General features: G+C 35.5%; 17 protein-coding genes and 1 tRNA gene. 10 read left to right on the top strand and 8 right to left on the bottom strand.

Going from position 1 to position 20,968, the window contains the following annotated elements; all coding sequences use genetic code 11:
- Nucleotides 1-45 precede the first annotated feature (45 nt).
- Nucleotides 46-1,068, top strand: coding sequence for a helix-turn-helix transcriptional regulator (locus tag MJQ71_RS03705; RefSeq protein ID WP_238804583.1), 1,023 nt, complete (start codon nt 46-48; stop codon nt 1,066-1,068).
- Between the two features lie 10 nt (nt 1,069-1,078).
- Here MJQ71_RS03705 and MJQ71_RS03700 read toward each other — a convergent pair whose 3' ends face one another.
- Nucleotides 1,079-1,981: an aldose 1-epimerase family protein gene (locus tag MJQ71_RS03700; protein ID WP_238804581.1), complete on the bottom strand. Its 903-nt coding sequence runs from the start codon at nt 1,979-1,981 to the stop codon at nt 1,079-1,081.
- A gap of 118 nt (nt 1,982-2,099) precedes the next feature.
- Nucleotides 2,100-3,479, bottom strand: a complete 1,380-nt coding sequence (gene radA / locus MJQ71_RS03695; protein ID WP_238804579.1) for a DNA repair protein RadA — start codon at nt 3,477-3,479, stop codon at nt 2,100-2,102.
- A gap of 261 nt (nt 3,480-3,740) precedes the next feature.
- Between radA and MJQ71_RS03690 the strand changes: the two genes are divergently transcribed.
- The 3 genes from MJQ71_RS03690 (at nt 3,741) to MJQ71_RS03680 (ending at nt 5,937) form a co-directional block, all read left to right on the top strand.
- Nucleotides 3,741-4,349 carry a porin family protein gene (locus MJQ71_RS03690; protein WP_238804577.1) on the top strand — a complete coding sequence of 203 codons (609 nt, stop codon included), beginning with the start codon at nt 3,741-3,743 and terminating at the stop codon, nt 4,347-4,349.
- Nucleotides 4,350-4,461: 112 nt separating this feature from the next.
- Nucleotides 4,462-5,364, top strand: a complete 903-nt coding sequence (locus MJQ71_RS03685; protein WP_238804575.1) for a DUF6454 family protein — start codon at nt 4,462-4,464, stop codon at nt 5,362-5,364.
- Nucleotides 5,365-5,433: 69 nt separating this feature from the next.
- Nucleotides 5,434-5,937, top strand: coding sequence for a hypothetical protein (locus MJQ71_RS03680; protein ID WP_238804572.1), 504 nt, complete (start codon nt 5,434-5,436; stop codon nt 5,935-5,937).
- A gap of 100 nt (nt 5,938-6,037) precedes the next feature.
- Here MJQ71_RS03680 and MJQ71_RS03675 read toward each other — a convergent pair whose 3' ends face one another.
- From MJQ71_RS03675 to MJQ71_RS03665, 3 genes are all read right to left on the bottom strand, one after another.
- Nucleotides 6,038-9,388, bottom strand: a complete 3,351-nt coding sequence (locus MJQ71_RS03675) for a ThuA domain-containing protein (RefSeq protein ID WP_238804570.1) — start codon at nt 9,386-9,388, stop codon at nt 6,038-6,040.
- A gap of 264 nt (nt 9,389-9,652) precedes the next feature.
- Complete coding sequence (locus tag MJQ71_RS03670; protein ID WP_238804567.1) at nt 9,653-10,276, bottom strand: NUDIX hydrolase; 624 nt, start codon at nt 10,274-10,276, stop codon at nt 9,653-9,655.
- 60 nt (nt 10,277-10,336) lie between these two features.
- Nucleotides 10,337-11,932, bottom strand: a complete 1,596-nt coding sequence (locus tag MJQ71_RS03665) for an NAD(P)/FAD-dependent oxidoreductase (RefSeq protein WP_238804564.1) — start codon at nt 11,930-11,932, stop codon at nt 10,337-10,339.
- Between the two features lie 317 nt (nt 11,933-12,249).
- Between MJQ71_RS03665 and MJQ71_RS03660 the strand changes: the two genes are divergently transcribed.
- From MJQ71_RS03660 to MJQ71_RS03640, 5 genes are all read left to right on the top strand, one after another.
- The gene (locus tag MJQ71_RS03660) at nt 12,250-13,359 is read left to right on the top strand and encodes a 4Fe-4S dicluster domain-containing protein (protein WP_238804562.1); all 1,110 of its coding nucleotides are present in this window, start codon (nt 12,250-12,252) and stop codon (nt 13,357-13,359) included.
- Nucleotide 13,360: 1 nt separating this feature from the next.
- Entirely contained in the window at nt 13,361-13,915 is a 555-nt protein-coding gene (locus MJQ71_RS03655; RefSeq protein ID WP_238804560.1) for an NADH-quinone oxidoreductase subunit J family protein, read from the top strand.
- Nucleotides 13,912-14,217, top strand: a complete 306-nt coding sequence (nuoK, locus tag MJQ71_RS03650) for an NADH-quinone oxidoreductase subunit NuoK (RefSeq protein WP_290370155.1) — start codon at nt 13,912-13,914, stop codon at nt 14,215-14,217. Before MJQ71_RS03655 ends, nuoK begins: the two co-directional genes overlap by 4 nt.
- 79 nt (nt 14,218-14,296) lie before the next feature.
- Nucleotides 14,297-14,370, top strand: a tRNA-Arg gene (locus tag MJQ71_RS03645).
- A 216-nt stretch (nt 14,371-14,586) separates the two neighbouring features.
- Nucleotides 14,587-14,889: a hypothetical protein gene (locus tag MJQ71_RS03640; protein ID WP_238804558.1), complete on the top strand. Its 303-nt coding sequence runs from the start codon at nt 14,587-14,589 to the stop codon at nt 14,887-14,889.
- Nucleotides 14,890-15,049: 160 nt separating this feature from the next.
- Here the strand turns inward: MJQ71_RS03640 and MJQ71_RS03635 are convergent, their stop codons facing one another.
- The 3 genes from MJQ71_RS03635 to mutS all read right to left on the bottom strand — a co-directional run bounded on the left by MJQ71_RS03635 (nt 15,050) and on the right by mutS (nt 19,068).
- Nucleotides 15,050-15,754 carry a matrixin family metalloprotease gene (locus tag MJQ71_RS03635; RefSeq protein WP_238804556.1) on the bottom strand — a complete coding sequence of 235 codons (705 nt, stop codon included), beginning with the start codon at nt 15,752-15,754 and terminating at the stop codon, nt 15,050-15,052.
- A gap of 82 nt (nt 15,755-15,836) precedes the next feature.
- Nucleotides 15,837-16,403: a thioredoxin family protein gene (locus tag MJQ71_RS03630; RefSeq protein WP_238804548.1), complete on the bottom strand. Its 567-nt coding sequence runs from the start codon at nt 16,401-16,403 to the stop codon at nt 15,837-15,839.
- A gap of 22 nt (nt 16,404-16,425) precedes the next feature.
- Nucleotides 16,426-19,068 (bottom strand): DNA mismatch repair protein MutS, encoded by a 2,643-nt coding sequence (mutS, locus tag MJQ71_RS03625; RefSeq protein ID WP_238804546.1) that lies wholly within the window; start codon nt 19,066-19,068, stop codon nt 16,426-16,428.
- Nucleotides 19,069-19,249: 181 nt separating this feature from the next.
- Here mutS and MJQ71_RS03620 point away from each other — a divergent pair, with 181 nt between their 5' ends.
- Nucleotides 19,250-20,965: a GMC oxidoreductase gene (locus tag MJQ71_RS03620; RefSeq protein WP_238804544.1), complete on the top strand. Its 1,716-nt coding sequence runs from the start codon at nt 19,250-19,252 to the stop codon at nt 20,963-20,965.
- Nucleotides 20,966-20,968: the final 3 nt, after the last annotated feature.

Here is a 20,968-nt window from a genome sequence, read left to right as displayed (position 1 = left end):
AAATGCACAATTTGCAAATTGCAAATTTTTAAAATAAATCTAAAAATGCCCGTCAACCGTAACGCACTTATTCGTTATAAAGTCATTGATAGCTGTCTGCAAAGACGCAACAGAAAATGGACACTAGAAGATTTAATTGAGCAAGTTTCTGAGGCTCTTTATGAATACGAAGGTATGGATAAAGGCATTAGCAAACGCACAATTCAGGCCGATATTCAGATGATGCGAAGCGATAAATTAGGTTACTTCGCCCCTATTGTGGTGCTAGATAAAAAATATTATACTTATGAAGACCCCAATTATAGCATTACTAATATTCCAATTTCGGATGCAGATTTGGGTAGAATGAACGAAGCTGTTGAACTTTTGAAGCAATTTAAGGGCTTTTCACATTTTCAACAACTTAATGCAGTTGTGCAGAAACTCGAAGACCACGTTTATTCGGTAGCTAACAAGAAACGCTCAATTATTGATTTCGAGAAAAATGATAATCTACGTGGGCTTTCACACCTAGATTTACTTTATAATTCGGTAATTCATCAAAAAACGGTGCAAATGACTTATCAATCATTTAAGGCACGGGCAGCAAATGTGTTCTATTTTCATGTGTGGTGGTTGAAGGAATTTAAAAATAGATGGTTTGCAGTTGGCGTACGAAATGGACAAAATACAGTAATTCACTTGGCACTTGACCGCATTGTAGCGTTAAGTTTAGATGAAAAAATAGCTTATCGTGAAAACACAAACATAGACCCTGAATTGTTCTATAAAGACACCATCGGTGTAACCGTTTCGGAAAGTTTGCTGGCCGAAAATGTACAAATTTGGGTTAATAACGAGCATGCACCTTATGTTGAAACCAAGCCTTTGCATCATTCGCAAGTTGTGTTACAAAGGCTTGACGATGGTATAGTTATTCAGATTCAAGTACAATTAAACTTTGAATTGGAAAAAGAAATACTCGGTTTTGGTGAAGGAATGAAGATTTTAGCACCCGACAAACTCAAAAAACGTATTTACCATCGAATCAGTAAAGGTTTAAAAAATTATGAATCGTTCACAAATTAAAATTGTAAAACTAGCTCAATTTAACAGCCCAGGCACGTTCAAAAACATCCCCCGCAGTGAGAATATTTATCCCTTCTTTTTCAGATAATTCTTGCGTATGAGTTACCGAATCAGCAATACCACACCACGGTTCGATACAGACAAAATCGGCATTTTTTGCAGCCCAAATGCCTAAAAATGGAAATCCAGCAAAATCAAATCGGAGTGAATGTTCACTTTTATCCGATTTCAAAGTTACCGTTGTTGAATTTAATGCTTTAAAAACTAAGGCATCTTGATGAAATAATTCTTTCGTCAATGGTAAAGTTTTGGTTTCTTCTACGACTAATTCTTCATCAATCATTTTTTCACCAAATAATGCTTCTGGTTCTTCTAAAATAAGTCCTTGCTCGCTCAAAGGCCATCGCATCAACTTTTCATCTTGTTCAAATTCTAAATAGAAATCATCATAAGATAAACCTTCTTCAAACGGTACCACAAAAGCAGGATGCCCACCCACAGAAAAATACATATCATTTTCACCCAAATTAGTGATGTGATAAGTAACACTCAACAAATTGGCGTACAATTCATAAACCAATCGAAACTCGAAAGTAAATGGATAAATTTTCACGGTATTTTCGTCGGAACGAAGTAAAAAACTAATACCATCATCCCAATGGTCTTCCACTTCAAAAACATAGTCACGAGCAAAACCATGTCGAAGTAAATTATATTTTTCACCATTAAAAGTGTAGCTATTTTCTTTCAATCCACCAACAATCGGAAATAGTACAGGAGAAGATTTACCCCAAAAATTTGGGTCTGCTCCCCACATATATTCTATATCGTGGTCTTTATGATATAAACTCGCCAATTCGGCACCTTTGGCATCAATTGTAACTTCTAAATACTCGTTTTCTATTGTGTACATTCTATTTGAGGTTAGTTTTTAAGACTCAGATTTTGGTGTTTTTCAATTGAATAAATTATTAAGCAATCATTGAAGTTTTCACTTAAAAAGTTTAGATTAAAAATCTAATTTATAGTTTCTATCCAAACAATTCACTAAAAATTTCCTCTAACTTACTTGCAGAGAAAATTTCAATTTTATATTGATTTACATCCAATCCTTTAAGGTTATATTTCGAAATAAAGATTTTCTTGAAACCCAGTTTTTCTGCTTCTGAAATACGGTTATCAATACGATTGACAGCTCGGACTTCGCCGCCTAAACCAACTTCAGCCGCAAAACAACACGAACTCGGCACACTAATATCTTCATAAGAAGAAACAATTGACACACAAATTGCCAAATCAATAGCTGGGTCTTCTACTTTTAATCCGCCTGCAATGTTCAAAAAAACATCTTGTGTTCCTAGCCTGAAACCGCCTCTTTTTTCCAAAACTGCCAGCAACATTTGCGTCCTTCGGCTATCAAAACCATTGCTAGTTCGCTGTGGAGTGCCGTAAGTTGCAACACTCACCAGCGACTGAATTTCAATCAAAAGTGGCCTATTTCCTTCTAACATTGCAGCAATTGTTATGCCACTTAAATCTTCTTCTCGCTGAGAAATTAGAATTTCTGAAGGGTTGCTCACTTGTCGCAGTCCGCTGCTTTGCATTTCATAAATGCCTAGCTCTGAGGTACTTCCAAAGCGATTTTTAGTCGTTCGTAAAATTCGATATGTCATGTGGCGGTCTCCTTCAAACTGCAAAACAGTATCAACCATGTGTTCCAAAACTTTTGGCCCAGCCAAACCACCATCTTTCGTAATATGCCCAATCATAAACACTGGAATGTCAGATTCTTTGGAAAACTTCATCAATTCGGCTGCACATTCTTTCACTTGCGATACACTTCCCGCACCCGATTCAATCAGCGGCGACGCCAGCGTTTGAATCGAATCAATAATCACAATATCTGGTTCGATGAGTTCAATCTGACGAAAAACATTGTCAGTTGATGTTTCATTCAAGATATAACATTTTTCATTGACATAATTCATTCGTTCGGCACGCATTTTAATTTGCTGTTCACTTTCTTCGCCCGAAACGTATAAAATTGTATAATCTTTTAAACTCAATGCTATTTGTAACATCAAAGTCGATTTTCCTATTCCAGGTTCTCCGCCAATCAAAATTAATGAACCTGGTACGATTCCGCCACCCAAAACTCGATTTAGCTCATCGTCTTCTGTTACGATTCGATAACGCTCTTGGGTTGTAATTTCGGTAAGTGTTTTTGGTTTATTTGATATTTTTGGCGTTCCCGAAGAAGTGAATTTCCAATTTCCTTTTTCTGGTTCATCTTTGGTTAAAACTTCTTCTACCATCGTATTCCATTCGCCGCACGAAGTACATCTACCTAAATATTTTGGTGAACTAAATCCACAGCTTTGGCAGAAATATGCCGTTTTTATTTTTGCCATTTACCTACTTATCTTTTATTTTCGATGTAAAATTAATTGTCCAAATTTTATGCAAAAAGACTATAAATCTATTCTGCAACTTTTGTTAATCTTCTGTTAATAAAATACGAATTTGCGAATAATCTACGTTATTTCCTCAACGCAAACGAACATTAAAAAGATTTAGCTCTTTATCACATATTTTTTAAAGCATTTAATAAATATTTATGTCAAAACAACTATATTTTTCTAAGTTTACTAATCATTTAACAAAAAATTGACATGAAAAAAATCACATTCCTTAGCCTTTTTGCAATTATTTGTTTGGCTTCTAGCACTTACGCACAAAAAGGTTTCCAATTGGGAATCAAAGGCGGGGTTACTTTTAACCAAATTACTACCGATGCGGGTTCGCTCGGAAAAAATATTTCACAAAGTTATGATACCAAAACTGGCTATGTAGCTGGTATTTGGGGACGTTTCGGAAATAGAGTTTTCTTTCAACCCGAACTTCTTTTGGCACAAAAAGGCGGAACAATTGATATTCAAAACGTGGGAAAAGTGAAATTTTCTTATAGCAATCTTGATGTACCTCTTTTGGTAGGTTTTCGTGTTTTAAAAATATTTAGAGTGAATGCAGGGCCTGTGGCAACGTTCAAGCTATCAGAAGACCAAAAGCTTAAAGACGCTCTCAAAGGTTTGACAACTTCTGACAATGCCATCAAAGATGCTTCTTATGGTTATCAATTAGGGGTTGGTGTAAAAATCTTGGGTATAAATCTTGATTTGAGAAAAGTTGGAAGCTTATCCGAAATTTCATCGCTTAACATGAGTAATAATCAATTTAAAGATAAAGGCTGGCAATTTACCGTTGGTTTTAAAATTATCTAATTTTAAAACATTGTATTCATTTAAGAAAATCTCTCCAATTGGGGAGATTTTCTTGTTTAGGCTGTATTCGTGTTCTACTTAAAATCAATACATTTGCCTAAAATCTATTCAAATGAAGCATTTCGTACAAAGTTTTCTCTTCTTTTTTGTTATTTTTCAAGTAAATGCTCAAAAACCACTTGAAGAAAAAATATTAAAACTTACGCCAAATACCATTTGGGCACTGAAAAAGGCTGTTTCATTACAATTTCCAAGTTTTCATCCGCAAGGAATGGTCAAAATTGAAAATCAGTTTTACATGAGTTCGGTTGAAGTAACAAAATCTCCAAAAAATGGCGACGCTGGAGAAGGAATTGGACATCTTTTTAAGTTTGATTCGACTGGAACTTTACTCGCAGATTTGATTTTGGGTGAAACAACAATTTATCATCCTGGAGGAATTGATTTTGATGGAAAATTTATTTGGATTCCTGTGGCCGAATATCGCCCCAAAAGTAAATCAATCATTTATAAAGTTGAACCAAAAACGTTGAAAGTAACAGAAATGCTACGTTTTGATGAACATATTGGAGCAATCATACATAATTTTGATTCAAACTTCATCATGGGGATGAGTTGGGGTTCAAGAAATTTCTACGAATGGAAGCAAAACGCCGAAGGCAAAATAATTAATGAAGCTGATTTGCCAGACAAAATCCGTATTCCCAACCCTTCATTTTACATTGATTATCAAGATTGTCATTATATCGGTAATAATAAAATGCTATGTTCGGGTTTTCAAAAATATACCAATACCAACGGAATAGTTTTTCGATTAGGTGGTTTTGAGTTAATAAATCTTTTAGACAAACGACCGCTTCATCAAGTTCCAATAAAACTATGGTCGCCCAGCGGTTTAGCCATGACCAATAATCCTTTTTGGGTGGAATCAACTGTGGAAGGAATCAAAGCATATTTTATTCCCGACGATGATAAAACCTCAACACTTTTTATGTATGAAGCTGAATTGAGATAATATTTGTCTTGGAGTTTTCTTGAAAAAACTTTTACATTTGTCGAAATAATAAGTAAAACTTACTCAAAGATGACATTACAACAACTTTTTCAGCGAATCGGAGACAACCCAAATTTCTTACTTTTTTATTTTTTGGTTATTCCGTTGGCAGCCATTATGGCAGGAATATTAGGAAAAAATGAAGGGCATCTTTCACCGTGGAAATACTTGTATTCGGCATTAATATATTTGGTAAGTGTGCCAGGAATCTTTGCTGTGGCTCTCAATGCTTATTTCTTTTTGTTTCAAAGAGGCGATGTCATGCAAACTGATGTGTATTTGCAGATTTTGCCAGTTATCGTGATGCTTGTAACCATTTTCTTGATTCGTAGAAATGTAGATTTATCGCTTGTTCCAGGCTTTGATAAAATTTCTGGACTATGGTTTATGCTCTTTTCAACGATGTTTTTGATGTGGTTACTCGAAAAAATTCATATCGTAGTTTTCTCATATCTTCCGTTTCAATATTTGATTGGTGTTTTTATTATTCTTTTTGCTTTGATTTATCTTGGTTGGAGAAGATTTGTAAAGTGATTTTTGAGGAAATTTATAAACATACATTTTAATTGTATAAAAATTATAAAGCCTTGCTTGAGTTTTTCAAGCAAGGTTTTATGATATTCACTTCGTACAATTATTTATTCAAGAAATCAATAGAACTTAGACCAAATAATGGTTTTCCTTCTGCTTTTGGATTTTTGAATACTAAATATACATTTTGAGTTCCAGTAACATTAACAGGCAATTTTAATGGAGCCATACTCATCTCTGGTATTTCAACTTCGCCTAAAGATGTTCCAGTAAGTGAGCCTGTACGTACTTCGATTTTACCACCAACGGTTTGTCCTTTTTGTGAAAAAGCACTAATAACTAAGGTTTTTACACCTGTCAAGTCAATATTTTTAAACACAATGTAACTTCCGTCTTCAGTTGCAGCGACAATTTCACCACCTAAAGCCTCAACATTAAATTTAGATGCACCTTTTGCTTCATCATACGAAGCCGCTTTTACATTTGAACTACGCAAAGCTATTGATTCTGAGGTAGTTAAAGGACCAATTACTTTCCCACCTTTATCGGTGTAAGTTGCTTGAATAATATAAGCACCAGCTTTTTTGCCTTTGTGAGCAGCAGTTTCGTAAGCTCCTTTGATTGGCTGTGAGGCCTTTTTAGTATCGTTTAATGATAAAATATAATCTACCATATCACGAGCATCAGAAACTGAAACTTGTGGATGAGCAGCCATTGCTTGTTCACCCCAAACGCCGCCACCACCTTTGATAACTTTTTCAGCTAATTGGTTAATTGCTGTTTGTCCACGACGATATTTTTTAGCTATATCAATATAAGCTGGCCCGATAGATTTTTTGTCAATTGCGTGACAAGCTTTACAATCACTCAAGTCAATCAAACGCTTTCCAGCAGCAAAGTTCATATTTTCTTTATGACCTTGTTCAATCATTGTTTTATCGTAACCTTCCAAATAATTGATATTTACCACAACATCTGCGGCATCAATACCTTTGGCAGTTGTACCGTCTTCTTTGTCTGCAACATTTACTTCGTAGTCAATTTTTTCATTATCAAAGAAAAATGTTTTATTACTCTTCACGGCGATGTTTACTTTCGGTTCGGCATTACCTACTTTCAATTTAACATTTTGAGTAACTTTATTGCCTGCCACATCACTAACGGTCAAGATAACATTATATTCACCTGCTTTCGTAAAAGTAATTTTAGGATTTGGTTGTGTGCTAATAGGTAAACCTTTACCAAAATTCCAAGAATATTTCAAAGCATCTTTGTCATAATCCATCGTTCCTTCCGATGAAAAAGCTACGGTCAATGGAGCTGCACCTGCTTTTTTATCAGCTTTTGCTACCACAACTGGTTTACGATTTCCTGCATTATATTCAATTACAGATAGCGTAGCTTCTTCATTTTGTGAGAACCAATTCATTCCATAATCCAAAACAAATAAGCGGCCATCTTTAGAGAAAGTCATATCCATTGGATGATAAAACTTTGTATTTGGCATAAAACGCTCCATTCCAGTATAATTGCCTTCTTTATCCATGCTTACTAAATAAATCCAGTCACGCATCCATTCATAAGCAAAGAATTTGCCATCAAAATAACTTGGTAATTTCTTCGGATTTTTATCATAATCTTCTGAATAATAAACTGGGCCAGCCATCGGATTGCAGCCACCTTTACCAAAATCTGGGTATAATTTTGAATCACCATAACCATAATAGATCCATGCTTTTTGGGTTGGAGGTAATTCTCTCAAACCAGTATTATGTGGAGAATCATTGATTGGTTTTAATGGGTCATATTTTTCACCAGATTCTTTTGTTTCAAAATTATAATGATTGTAAGCAAAATTATCTCCCGTGAAAATTGGCCAACCAAAGAAACCTGGTTTACGAGCTTGATTAAACTCTACTATTCCTTCTGGGCCACGTTTATCATTTCCTTTTCCAGCATCTGGGCCTACATCACCCCAATACAAATATCCGCTACGTTTATCAACTGCAATTCTATATGGATTTCTCATACCCATTGCATAAATTTCGGGACGAGTTCGTTTTTCGTTAGCATTGACAGGGAATAAGTTTCCTTCAGGAATTTTATATGAACCATCCATTTGAGGCGTAATTCTCAAAACTTTTCCACGTAAATCATTGGTACTTCCTGATGAACGAAGAGCATCCCAACCATCACGACCATCACGAAAATCGATTGGTGCATAGCCATCAGAAGCAAATGGATTGGTATCATCACCTGTTGATAGGTAAAGATTTCCTTTGCCATCCCAATCAATCGAACCGCCAGTATGGCAACATTCGTCACGCTTTACAGTTACACGCAATACAACTTTTTCCGAAGAAAAAACAACTGTATCTTTTTTATTATCATATTCAAATCTCGACAAGAAATTATCTTTTGTAACTTCACGGGTTTCGTTAGGCGTATAATAGAAATAAACCCAGTTGTTTTGTGCAAAATTTGGGTCAACACCAACGCCCATTAAACCATATTCAAATTTGGTATAAACGGGCATTTGTCCAACTAATTTTACTTTGTTGGTAGCAGGATTCCATAATTTTATAGCTCCTTTACGTTCTACAAAAATAATTTTTCCGTTTGGCATTGCTGCTAATTCGGTTGGCTCATCCAAATTTCCCACCAAAGTTGTACGCTCAAAACGATTTTCTTCAGGAGTTCTTTGGGTTTTTACTTTGGAATAATCTAATTTATCGGCCATTGCCCATTTCAAACCTTGCCAAAAATGCTCAGTCATTAAAGGTTCGCTGAAAGTTTCAGGCGTATGTCCATAATTTGAATAAAATGCTTTTCCACCGTCAAATTCGTGGTACCAAGCCATTGGATGAAAATCACCCATTTTTCCCATTTCGTAGCTTGATTCGTCAACTCTTACGATAAATTTCAAAATATCTTTTTTCAAGGATTTGAAATCATAAAACTCGTCAGTTCTTTCAAAAGTATCAGGAAAATGAGCTGACGCAGGAAATGTTTTATCCAAAGTAATCATCTTACCTTTTTGAACATTTGAAACTCTTCCTCCAGGATGACTCGCAAAAAATCCACCCATCAAATCATTGTACCAAGGCCAGCTATATTCTGTATCAGAAGCAGCATGAATACCAACATAACCTCCTCCTGCTTGAATATAACGCTCAAAATCAGCTTGTTGAACAGGATTCAATACATCGCCTGTTGTACTTAGCCATACAACTGCACTGTATTTTTTCAGATTATTATCATTAAATTTGGTTGCGTCAGTTGTTGTATCAACTGCAAAACCTTGTTTTTTTCCTAATTCAAGAAAAAACTGGTTCCCTTCTTTGATAGAGTTGTGGTGAAACCCCTTTGTTAAGGAGAAAACTAAGACTCGCTTCTGTGCCTGCGAAGTAAAAGCACCGATGAGGAGTGCAAAAAACAAAATAACTTTTTTCATTTGTTAGATGTAGGTTGGAGTTTAAATTCAAAACTGGTTTGTCGTAGTTTGATTTCTTAGATGCAAAGAATAGCATTTATTCATTCGACCTCTTTATCTATTTTATAACATTAGCAAAGATAAACAAAAAACTTTCGGATAAATGTCATTTCGACACTAAAAAGTATTTTTTGTAGATATAGTATGATTTTTTAACGAGGAGTTTCTAAACAAATTTGCGTAACTATGCCTAATAAATCAGTAAAAAGCATTAATACAATAAAGTTAATCTTTCAAAACCTCTATTAATTCAGCAATCATCAAGGCAGTTGCTCCCCAAACAATTTGTTCTTGAATCACAAAGCAAGGTGTTTCAAATTTTATTCCTCTTGTTTCAACGGTTCGCACTTGTACGATTGATGGGTCGAGGATTTCGGAGATTGTTACTTCAAAAACGCCAGCCACTTCTCTTTCATCAGGATAAAAATCTGGACGATAAGGCAAATAACCCAACACAGGTTGACAATAAAGATTTGACGGAGGAATATATAATTCGGTAAGGTTTTGTATAATTTTTACATCAGTTGCCTTAATACCGATTTCTTCTTGAGCTTCACGAAGAGCCGTTGCTTGAATATTTTTGTCCTTCAATTCTACTCTCCCACCAGGAAAAGCCATCTGACCACCATGTACACCATCATATTGTGGACGTAAAATCAAAGGCATAAAAATATCGTCTCCTTTTGGATAAAACATCATCAAAATGGCACTTCGACGAGTTTTCTCATTGGGTTCGGCTTTCAAACGCAAACGATTTGGCGACATCTTCTGTACGATATTCTCGTGGCCTGGAAGTGCTTTCTCGGTCAGACGATTGGTTATATTCTTTGTAAATTCAGCAAAATTCACGGTGATAGGTGCTTTGGTGGTAGTATATTCTTGGCAATATACAAAAAAAAGGTTTTTATTTTAACCATAAATCCTGACAAGTTGTTCGGCACACCTTTCACCATCCATTGCAGCCGAAACAATACCTCCTGCAAACCCTGCACCTTCTCCACAAGGAAATAATCTTTTAACTTGCAAATGCTCCAAAGATTCCTTGTCTCGTGGAATGCGGACTGGTGAAGAAGTTCGACTTTCGATACCAATGAGTTGGGCTTCATTGCTCACATATCCTTTCATTTTTTTGCCAAATTCTCGTAATCCTTCTTGTAAAGGTCGAGCAATGATGTCAGGCAGTACTTCTACCATATCCATCGAAACTAAGCCTGGTTGGTACGAAGTTGGCAATAATTCTCTCGAAATTTTACCAGTCAAAAAATCATTTAATCGCTGTGATGGAGCTAATTGGCAATGCTTATTTGAAACTGACAAACTACTATTGGCAGCACGTTGAAAGGCTTTTTGTTCAACATCTTTCTGTAATTGCAAACCCGCCAATGGCCCTAAATGCTTGTATTTCTGCCAATCAATTTCATTTATTGCTACAACAACACCCGAATTTGCATATTTTGAATCACGCCGTGACGGCGACATTCCATTGACCACTAGCTCACCTTCAGCAGTAGCAGCAGGAACAATAAATCCACCTGGACACATACAAAAGCTAAATACCCCTCTTTGTATATTTTTATAATATGTTTGTGCTACTAAACTATATGATGCCGCAGGAAGTAAACCTCGTTCGGGGCGATGATATTGATATGCATCTATGAGGCTTTGTTGGTGTTCAATCCGAACTCCCATAGCAAAAGGTTTTGTTTCGATGAGAATACTTTTTTGATGCAATAGTTCAAAAATATCACGTGCCGAATGGCCTGTTGCCAAAATTACACCAATGCCCGTTAATTCACGTACATCAGCCGTAATTACGCCTTTAATTTCTTCATTAACTACCTTAAAATCAATAACTTTTGTATCGAAATGCACTTCACCACCTGCTTTCAAAATACTTTCTCGGAGGTCAGCAACCACGCTTGGCAATTTATTAGTGCCAATGTGTGGATGAGCATCGTACAAAATTTCATTGGTTGAACCATGTGCAACCAAAATCTCCAAAATTCTTCTTACATCTCCTCGTTTTTTGGAACGAGTATAGAGTTTTCCATCAGAGTAAGTTCCTGCTCCACCTTCACCAAAACAATAATTCGATTCAGGATTCACCACATGGTCTTTATTAATGGCGGCCAAATCTCTTCTTCTGGCACGCACATCTTTTCCTCTTTCGAGTAAAATTGGCTTAATTCCTAACTCAATCAGCCGCAAAGCTGCAAACATTCCTGCTGGCCCTGCTCCTACTATAATTGCTTGTTTTTTTTTACTTACATCAGGATAATCTTTCCGAAATTCCATTTCTGGTGGTGGAATTTCTCCAGCAAAAACTTCTATGTCAAGATTAATTTTTACTTGTCCTTTTCGGGCATCAATTGACTGACGAAGTTTTCTGAAATTAAAATCTTCGCTATCAGCAATCTTTAGATATGTTTTTTGAATATATTGACGAAGAATGGCATCATCAAGAGCAACTTCTGGCTCAAGGGTAAGACTAATTATTTGTTGCATCGTTGAAAGGTTTTTATCCTTTAAATTATTGAGCAAAATTACTAAATTTCTGGATATAATAATTAAAACTACAATTATCCATTATTAAAAACTGTTTTTAGGCACAAACTTTGAGTATATGATATTTGTGTTTCTTTCTTTAATAAAAATTTGTATTTCGAGTGAAAACAAAAAAGGTTTCAAATAATCATCTGCAAATTTTTAAAAGTTTAAGCAAGACCAACAAAATAATTTTTATCATACAAAAAAGATAGACTAAATTGCGATTTTGAAACTATCTTTGCGTAAACAATCAAATGTGAGCCTAAAAGCATCGGATGTCCACTTATTTTAAGAATATTAGTCGTGGGATAAAAACTACAATGAAAGGCATGAGTCTCACGCTCAAGCATTTCTGGAATGCTCGTCGTAGTCGAAAACCTTATGCAATGCAAGATTCTAGTTATTTTGATTTGCAAACAGGTATCGTTACGCTCCAATATCCCCATCAAACACTTCCCGTACCTGACAACGGTCGTTATCAATTAGATTGTGAAATTGATGACTGTATTGTATGTGATAAATGTGCCAAAATTTGTCCAGTTGATTGCATTGATATTGAACCAATCAAATCGTCCGAAGTCATTAGCTATACCTCAGATGGCTCACCTGTGCGGCTTTATGCTGCCAAGTTTGACATTGATATGGCTAAATGTTGTTTTTGCGGTCTCTGCACAACTGTTTGCCCGACCGAATGTCTCACGATGACCAATGAATATGATTTTAGCGTAGTTGATATTACACAAATGAATTTTGAGTTTTCTAATCTTTCTGCTGAGCAAGCTGATAAAAAACGAAAACTTTATGAACAATTTGTAGAAGAAAAAGAAGCTTTAAAGAAAAGCAATAAACCAACAATTGAAAGTCAAGCAACTATTGCCGTAGATGCTAAACCAAAACCAGCTTTCAAACCAGCGTTTAAACCGACATTGAAGCCTGTTCAAAATATTGAGGTGCAAACAGCGGCATCTCTCGAAAATTCAGAAAACAGAGAAGATAAACAAGAAATTGCCCTAGAAATTCCGAAACCAAAACCTGTTTTCAAACCAAGTTTTAAACCTACTGCTAAACCAGTTGAAATTTCGGAGAACAAAAAAAACAAACAAGAAATAGCTGAAGAAATTCCCAAACCAAAACCTGTTTTCAAACCAAGTTTTAAACCTACTGCTAAACCAGTTGAAATTTCGGAGAACCAAAAAAACAAACAAGAAATAGCTGAAGAAATTCCCAAACCAAAACCTGTTTTCAAACCAAGTTTTAAACCTACTCCGAAAACAGTTGAAAATTCGGAAAACCAAGAAAACAAACAGGAAATAGCTGAAGAAATTCCGAAATCAAAACCTGTTTTTAGACCAACAATGAAAATTACACCTAAAAATACCAATTAAATTGTTAGAAGATTTTTTAAAAAATATTGATTATAAAATAGTTCAGCAAATTATATTTTTTGTGTTTGGAGCTGCAACTATAGGCGGTGCATTGTATTTATTGTTTACCAAAAACGTACTTTATGCTGCTTTCAGTTTGTTGTTTACGCTTTTGGGTATTTCGGGTTTATATGTATTTGCTGGAGCTGATTTTTTGGCTGTAAGTCAAATTATGATTTACGTGGGAGGAATCTTAGTGCTGATGATATTTGGAATAATGCTTACAAACAACAAAAGTTTTCAGCGAAATAATGCACAAGCCAATAAAATTATTGTTAAACACCATAATCGTTTTTGGGCAGTTTTAGTGGCATTTTTATTGTTTTTAGGTTATTTAAAAATAATTTTAGAAGCTAATTTCCACATTTTAGGCCAACAAATGCAGAAAGGTAGCACCGTTAATCAAATCGGGGTTAATTTGATGACTGATTATGTTTTTGCGTTTGAAGTAATCGGAATATTATTGTTGGCAGCTCTTATAGGGGCTGTTTATATCGCAAAAAAAGAAAAAGCATGATTCCAATTCAACATTTTTTAATCATCAGTGCTTTATTATTTTCGATAGGTTTAGCTGTTGCCGTTACAAAACGCAATGCAGTTTTAATCTTGATGGGAATAGAATTAATGCTCAATGCTGTTAATATCAATCTAGTTTCTTTTAGTCAATATGACCCAAATCGTTTGCAAGGACAAATGTTTGCTTTGTTTGTAATGGTGATTGCTGCAGCCGAAGTAACCGTAGCATTGGCAATTATCTTGAAAATATATGATTATTTCAAGAATCTTGACCTAGATGAAATAAATCAATTAAAAAAATAAAAAAACACTTGACAAAGGTATTTTAAAGTCATACCTTTGCAGTCCCAAATGAGGGAAACAGAGTTGAAAAATAAATAATGGCTGCGTAGCTCAACTGAATAGAGCGTCTCACTACGGATGAGAAGGTTTGGGGTTTGAATCCCTACGCGGTCACAAAAAAACAAAAAATGCCTTTAGAATAGTCTCTGAAGGCATTTTTTTATTTTTACTTTAAGTAAAATTGTGAATATAAATATTTTTCTTGTTTAGGATTGATAAGTAATTAACTCAACATTTATTTTACGAGCATCGCTCTTTTGGTCGTTAGGTAGAACCGCTACTTTGCATAATATATTTCCATAATAATGATCAGGTATAAACTGAATTCCAATGAAATCCAAAATATTTAGTGTTATAACCTCTATATCAATAGTTTTAACTTTAACAGCAGCTATACTCAGTATTTTGGGTATTGCAATTACAGGGCTTTATACAGGTGTTTTTGTATTAATGTTAGTGGCTCTAATTCCTATTGCTTCTAAGTTTTACGCTAAAAAAAATATTATTAAGTCTAATGTTTCTCATAAGAATTATTACACAACCCTCTCAATTATCAATTTAATTTCAATCTTAGTCGTGCTATGGATGACATTTGTAATTATGATTGACCGTGTTATTCCATCATTTTATTGATTTTTAAGCGATTGCAATAACTTCTCGCAAGGCTAACTTGGTATTGAAGCAGTTGAAGACTAGAGGAAATGGACTTGCTACTTTATATAACCAACCACAGTCTTTACTTGCTGAAACCATTGAAGTATTAAAAACTATCACATTGACTATTGCAACAAAATCAATTCAAATAATCTTTATAAATTGGTATTAAATCTTGTTGTGTCATTCCTGCTTTGGTGCGAGAATCGTATAAAATTTTTATATAAGATTTATCAACGTCGGTATAATCAATTGGATTGTATTCCAAATCAATCGTATCCCACATAATAGAGCGTTTGGTTGGAACATGAGAAAAGCCTATTGCATGGCCTATTTCATGGCGAGAAACCAATCGTCTGTCAAGTATTGGGAACACACTTGTCACCCAAATTACTACTTTTTCAATTTCATTTTTTGTGTTGGAAATTGACATAAACGCCGTTCCTCCAACTTGTAATTCGCCTTGTAAGCTTAATTTGTATTTTTCTTCAAAATCGGCACTTCGACCAGAATAAAATTTAATATTTGCCTTCGATTCATCGCTCGTTCTGATAAACTTTGTCGATTGGCTCAACTGATTAATTTGAGTAAAAACACTATCCGAAATTTCAATCAAGGCATTTGTTGGCACACTTTCAGTATCATACCAATAATAAACTTCACTTTTTGCCCATTTCTGAATTTTACCTCTACTTCCTCCCAAACCAGCACTTTTAAATGTATTAAATACAAATTGTCCATCAATACTTGTGGGTTCCCAATTTGAATCAGGCGTTGGTGTTTCGGTCTTAGAACAAGCCAAAACAAATATAAATATTGAAAAAATCAGCAGTCGAAAAAACATAGTTTCACTTGGCTTTTTATACAAATGGCTTACTTTCAAATATTGAATGAATGATAAATTGGGCAAATATAAAGCTACTCTATTATTTAGCTTTCCACTTTATATTACAACCCATACTCGGATATTGGATTTCAGAAATCATTTGATTAGCTAAAACCGCATTTAAGGCACTTCTCAGGTCGCTTCCAGTAACTGGTTTAGGATTTTCTACTCTCGGTCGAGATTCGTCCAAACGCCCACGATAACAAAGTTTTTTTTGACTATCAAAAATGTAGAAATCTGGCGTACAAGCGGCATCATACGCAATAGCTACCTCTTGCGTTTCATCGTATAAATATGGAAAAGTAAAACCTGATTCTTTAGCAAAAACTTTCATTGCTTGTGGGCCATCTTGTGGATACTTTTCAATATCATTTGAACTAATGGCAATAAACGAAACTCCTTTTGGCTCATAATCTTTGGCTAATCTTACCAACTCATCTTTTACATGAATAACATAAGGACAATGATTACAAATAAACATCACAACTGTTGCTTTTTCAGAACATAACTCATTAATAGAAAGCTGTTTACCAGAAACAGTATCGAATAAAACAAATTCTGGAGCAAGTGTTCCAATCGGCAACATATTTGATTCCGTAAGAGCCATTTTGATGTTTTTTTGCTTTTTTTTAAACTAATTTCACTAATTCATTCAGTTTCAACAACGCTTCAATTGGCGATAAAGTATTGACGTCAATTGCTTTTAATTTATTTTTCAATTCTTCTATTTTGGGGTCTTGTGGCTCAAAAAAGCTGAGCTGAAAATTATTCTTAGCGGCGTCCGTTCGGGGAGCTTCTTTGATGCGTTCTTTATTGTTTTCTTTGATATGGTCTTTTTCGAGGTGATGTAAAATTTCGTTCGCACGTAAAACGACCGATTGAGGCATACCAGCAATTTGTGCAACGTGAATTCCGAAGCTATGCTCGCTACCACCTTCTTTGAGTTTTCGTAAAAATACTACCTTATTTTCTAATTCTTTGACCGCAACATTGAAATTTTTGATACGACTAAAATCTTCTGCTAATTGATTTAACTCGTGGTAATGCGTCGCAAAAAGTGTCCATGGCTTGCATTTGTGATGATTATGCAAATATTCGGCAATACTCCAAGCAATACTAACGCCATCGTAGGTGCTTGTTCCTCGACCAATTTCATCCATAATTATCAAACTTCTATCGCTCAAATTATTCAAGATACTGGCTGTTTCTGTCATTTCTACCATAAAAGTAGATTCACCACGAGAAAGATTATCGCTCGCTCCTACTCTCGTAAAAATCTTATCGACGATGCCTAATTCGGCACTTTCAGCAGGCACAAAACTGCCGACTTGTGCCATTAAAACAATCAAAGCGGTTTGCCTTAACAAAGCCGATTTTCCAGCCATATTTGGTCCAGTGATAATAATTATTTGTTGGGTTTGGTCATCCAAAAATAAATCATTTGGAATATATGCTTCACCCAAAGGCAACTGTTGTTCAATTACTGCGTGACGCCCTTCTTTGATGTTAAGCACCTTACTATCAGTCACTTGCGGCTTACAATAATTGTTTTTTCGGGCAGTTTTTGCAAAAGAAGAAAGTGCATCTAAAATCGAAATAACACGGGCATTTTGTTGAATTTGAGCTACAAACTCATTGGCTGTCAGTACTAATTCATTAAAAATTCGGTACTCAATTTCAAAGATTTTTGATTCAGCAGTAAGAATTTTTTCTTCATAAATTTTCAATTCTTCTGTAATATATCTTTCAGCATTGACGAGCGTTTGTTTGCGAATCCATTCGGGTGGAACTTTATTTTTATGAGCATTAGAAACTTCCAAATAGTAACCAAAAACCTTATTGTAAGAAATTTTTAGAGAAGGAATCCCTGTGCGTTGCGACTCTCGATTTTGAATTTCAATTAAGAAATCTTTGCCCGAAAAAGCGATTTTATGTAATTCATCTAAATCAGCATCAACACCTGATTTTATCATGTTTCCTTGATTCGTCACTACGGGGGATTCATCACGCAATTCTTTTTCTATTTTCTCGATAAGATATTGGCAATCCGTCAGTTGTGTGATATATTTCTGTAAAATAGTAAATTGTTCACTTCCCGAAGCCAATTGTTTTTTGATAGGTTCAATCTGCAATAAAGCTCTTTTGAGCTGTACCAATTCCCGTGGATTAATGCGTCGAACTGCCACTTTTGAAATCAATCGTTCTAAATCTCCAATTGGTTTTAATAATCCTGTAAGTTGTTCTAAAATGTCTTCATTTTTAACAAAAAACTCAACCGTATCCAATCTTTCTTGTATCAATGAACGCTCTTTTAGCGGTAAAACTAGCCATTTTCTTAGTAACCTCGCTCCCATCGGCGTGATAGTTTGGTCGAGTACCTGAATCAACGGAACACCTCCATCATGCTGAGCAAAAACCAATTCGAGGTTACGAATCGTAAATTTATCAAGCCAAACATATTTGTCTTCATCAAGGCGTGTAAGGCGAGAAATATGCCCCATTTCTTTGTGTTCAGTATCGGACAAATACCTTAAAATAACTCCCGCTGCTATAATTCCATCGGGCATATTTTCAACACCAAAACCCTTTAAAGTAGCAACTTTGAAATGATTTAATAATAAATTATAGGCAAAATCGAATTTATAGGCCCAATCTTCAAAAGTAAAATCATTGAATTTATCACCAAAAAGTATTTGAAATTCTGCACGATGTTTTTTGCAATAAAGTACTTCTGAAGGTGCAAAACTTTGCAGTAATTTATCAATATAAGCCGTATTCCCTTCGGTTGTCAAAAACTCCCCTGTCGATACATCTAAGAATGAAACACCAAAATAATCAGGTTTTGAAAAATGAATGGATGCTAAATAATTATTTTGTTTATGGTTTAATACATTGTCATTGAACGAAACGCCTGGAGTTACGAGTTCAGTTACTCCACGACGCACAATTCCTTTGGCAGTAGAAGGGTCTTCGAGTTGGTCGCAGATGGCAACTCTCTCGCCTGCCCGCACCAATTTGGGCAAATAAGTATCAAGCGAATGATGCGGAAAACCAGCTAATTCTTCTTGAGCTCCACCATTGTTTCGGCGTGTTAGCACAATACCAAGTATTTTTGAGGCACGAATAGCATCTTCACCAAAAGTTTCGTAAAAATCTCCGACCCGAAACAACAACATCGCACCGGGATATTTTGACTTGATTTGGTTATATTGACGGTTTAAGGGTGTTTCCTTTATTTGCTTTACTAATTCTTCTTTTGAAGGTCTTGCCACTTTTCTAAAATGCTAAAATGAATGTTAATTTTAGCTCAAATTTAGGGGAAAATATCTGTTTTTGCTCGATTTTTTTAATTGAAAAACCGTATCTACCCTTCAATACAAACAGCCTCTTTGACAAATGGATTTTTCATAAAATCAAAATCATTATATTTGTCTTCTTCAACTCAACAAAACTATGAATTTCAATATTGATGCTGATAAGCAAATAACTTACGATGCCATCGTGATTGGCTCTGGCATTAGCGGCGGCTGGGCGGCCAAAGAATTATGCGAAAAAGGTTTAAAAACACTTGTTTTAGAACGTGGTGGTATGGTGGAACACCTAAAAGATTATCCGACGGCAACAAAAGGTGTTTGGGAATTTGAACATCGTTTAAAAGATATTCCTTCTGAAGTCGAGAAAAATCCGATTGTAAACCGTTGCTATGCCTATTCGGATGCGACCAAACATTTTTTCGTGAAAGATGAGCATCATCCTTACATCCAAGAAAAACCTTTCGATTGGATTCGTGGCTATCAAGTTGGAGGAAAATCTTTGCTTTGGGCAAGACAAACACAACGCTGGAGTGAGTACGAGTTTGAAGCTCCTGCTCGTGATGGTTTTGCTGTTGATTGGCCAATACGCTACAAAGATTTAGCTCCATGGTACAGTCATGTTGAGCGTTTTGCAGGAATTTCGGGAAACAAAGATGGTATCAAAAATTTGCCCGATGGCGATTTTTTACCTGCTTGGGAACTGAATTGTGTTGAAAAACATATCCAAGCCAGTGTAAAAAAAAGTTATCAAGACCGACAAGTGATTATCGGGCGTTGTGCTCATTTAACAAAACCCAATGAAATTCATGCTCAGCAAGGTCGTGGTCAATGTCAAGCCCGAAGTTTGTGCGAGCGAGGTTGCCCATACGGAGGATATTTTAGTTCAAATTCTTCTACTTTACCATGGGCTGCAAAAACTGGAAATCTAACGATTCGCCCTGATTCGGTAGTTCATTCGATTATTTATGACGAAAAATTAAATAAAGCATCAGGTGTAAGGGTCATTGACACTCACTCAAAAGAAGTTATCGAATACAAGGCAAAGATAATTTTTGTGAATGCCGCCGCTCTCAATTCTAATCTCATTTTGTTGAATTCTACTTCCAATCGCTTTCCAAATGGTTTGGGGAATGATAGTGGCGTTTTAGGGCATTACTTGGCTTTTCATTTATACCGTGGACAAGGTGGTGCCACTTTTGAAGGTTTTGCAGACCAATATTATTTCGGTCGCCGACCAACTTCTGCATTTATGCCTTCGTTTCGAAATGTTTACAAGCAAGAAACTGATTTTCAGCGTGGTTATATGGTGGCATTTTCGGCAGGACGTGGGTCTTGGCAGGATGGCTTTGGCAAAGATGGTTTCGGTTCGGATTGGAAAGAAAGTTTAACTAAACCAAGTGAAAATTGGGGGGTATATATTCAAATGCAAGGTGAAACGATTCCGAAAAAAGAAAATCATGTACGATTGAGTAAAAATAAAACCGACGCTTGGGGTGTGCCACAATTGATAACTTCAGTAGATTACGATGACAATGACCTCAAAATGATGAAAGATTTTCATGTTCAAGCAGCCGAAATGCTCGAAAAAGCTGGTTGCAAAAACATCAATATGTTTGATAGTAAACAAGCACCTGGCCTAGATATTCATGAAATGGGCGGTGCAAGAATGGGTAAAGACCCAAAAACTTCACTCCTCAACGAATGGAATCAACTTCACGCTTGCAAAAATGTATTCGTAACCGACGGTGCGTGCATGACTTCAGTTGGTAATCAAAATCCTTCGCTGACATTCATGGCACTTACAGCTCGTGCCGCCAACTTTGCAATAGACGAATTAAAAAAGAAGAATTTATAACTT

Origin of the sequence: Emticicia aquatica, assembly GCF_923079645.1 — a bacterium.
GTDB classification, from domain to species: domain Bacteria; phylum Bacteroidota; class Bacteroidia; order Cytophagales; family Spirosomataceae; genus Emticicia; species Emticicia aquatica.
Note: the sequence above shows the minus strand (reverse complement) of the source record. Positions and strands in the feature narration are given on the sequence as shown.